2 protein-coding genes are annotated in these 1868 nt (G+C 56.5%); both read left to right on the top strand.

Annotated features, from left to right (window positions below; translation table 11 throughout):
• Positions 1–293 precede the first annotated feature (293 nt).
• Complete coding sequence (locus AC5ZG1_RS43850) at positions 294–479, top strand: hypothetical protein (RefSeq protein WP_130229592.1); 186 nt, start codon at positions 294–296, stop codon at positions 477–479.
• Positions 480–1338: 859 nt separating this feature from the next.
• Positions 1339–1596, top strand: a complete 258-nt coding sequence (locus tag AC5ZG1_RS43845; protein ID WP_496136506.1) for a hypothetical protein — start codon at positions 1339–1341, stop codon at positions 1594–1596.
• The last annotated feature ends 272 nt before the right edge of the window (positions 1597–1868 follow it).

The following is a 1868-nucleotide window of genomic DNA, read 5'->3' as shown; positions in this document are numbered from 1 at the left end:
GAAACAAGCAAAGAGCGCAGAGCGCATCGCGCTCGCACTCGCCGATGCTGAAATCTCAGAAACCTTCCTCAATCTGGCGAAGGCGTACCGCAGTCAGGCCGACGTGCTCAAAGCTAAGGAAAAGCTGAAAACCAAACAAAAACCGGGCAAAAAGCAAACCGGGAAGTAAGTAACTCTTCGCATCTCATCTCGGTCTATTTTGGAACGTGATTTGGCTTGATCTCGTCGCTTGTCAGGGGGTTGCCAGCGGATTCCATGTTGCCTAATCTTCCCGCCGTCCGGGGGGCCGACTCATGAAAGACATGCAAGCGCACTTGGAGAAGCTTCGGAATGAAGCGGCAGAGTGCGATTTAATCAGCAAGCTCGCGACCAACGCGACCAAGAAAGCGCTATTCGCCAAGCTCGCCGAACATCACCGAGCATTGGTGAAGGAAGTGGAGCAAGCCATCGCGGCTTCCTCGATAAACCTCAACGATTGAATCTGATGTCGCTGGCGGAGAGCGGCGACAAGGAACTATGGTGAACAGTCACAGGCCGGCGAGGGTGAGCGGACAAGAGGGACGGCACCATGACTTGGCTCGATTGCGCTTGTGGACCGAACCCTTGACCTTAAGGTTGAACTCTAAAATGCAACAGCGCCGCCTGACGGAGTATATTCGTCACGGGGCGCTGCGCTAAATACTGGGCCCTGAAAAGCCCCAGTGCACTTCTGTCTCCGGATGCCGAAAAAGGTTCAAGTTCCCGGAGAAAATTGTACTATCCGCGCCTAGTAAAACGGCCCCAGCCATCACGGGGGCCGCCAACCTGGTTGGGCAGGTTTTCCTCTGGCCGGGGCTTTTTTCGGGGGACGATCGGCCGGAGGCGCAGAGTCGACTGTTGCGGACAGATTTCGTTCCCACTGTGCAGAGAGGGCAAAACGGGCTGACAGGTTACCGGAGCGGCTGAAGGCGCCGAGGCTTCAGCCATTCGCTCAAATGTGCCGCCGTCTCCGCCTGACGTGCTCTGCGAATAAGTCGTTCGCGTTCGCCTGGGGGACCGCCTTGAGCTTCCTTGCGGAGGCGCACGGCCTCTTCAGCCAACCGGTTTTCCAGTGTCGTTGATTGTTTAGAACGACGCCGCACTTCCATGTGTTGCTCCTTGTTTGAGTAAGCAGGAGCGCACCTGGCGTACTCATCACCGAGGTGCGTGCGGTGATGCATACGATAATCAACTAAACGGCTGTACCGTTCCCGGCCGGTTGCCAATTGTTCCCGTGCGCTTGTGTCATAATCGAATCCGGGAACTTCCCGTAGAGTGTTGGATTGCTCTTCCCTTAACAGGAAGAAGAGGAGATGCGGGATGAAACAGGTGTTGTTGATCGCTATGATGACTGCCCTCGTCACGCCTGCGCTCGCGGAAGATGTTGGTGTCGGCGTTGGTGTCGGCCCGAGTGGCGCTGGCGTGACCGTCGGTCAGGACCGCGATCACGATCGCTACCGGGAGCGAGAGCGTGAAACGGTGGTCAAGGAACACGAGCCAAGCGACCGCACCACGACTATCAACAAAGAACATGATGACGGTACGCGCAGCAAGACCATCATAAAAGAGCGCGACTAATCTACCATTGTCGGAAGCGCGGCTGACCTAAAGAGAAAGGCCCCGATCCATAATCGGGGCCTTTCCGCAATGTCAGGGCCTGATCGCCTATAGCTTCGAGGTCGCTGCCGAGCTGCGCGAGCGGTGGAGCACCAAATTGTCGCAAACCGCCCTCACAATGTGTGCTCTATTGCCTTCTCAATGCGCCGCTGTAGGTCAACGTCGGTTTCGGTGGTGTTCTGGTCTCCGACCATAAGCTGCTCCGTGGCTGTCTAGACAAATGTCGCTACCGT

It is taken from the genome of Bradyrhizobium sp. Leo78, assembly GCF_059512425.1.
The sequence above is the reverse complement of the archived record's forward strand: the minus strand, read 5'-3'. Positions and strand labels throughout refer to the sequence as shown.

What these genes read in the sequence shown, in the direction of transcription:
- AC5ZG1_RS43850 (WP_130229592.1), top strand. Translation starts at nt 294, where the DNA reads ATGAAAGACATGCAAGCGCACTTGGAGAAGCTTCGGAATGAAGCGGCA.
- AC5ZG1_RS43845 (WP_496136506.1), top strand. Translation starts at nt 1,339, where the DNA reads ATGAAACAGGTGTTGTTGATCGCTATGATGACTGCCCTCGTCACGCCT.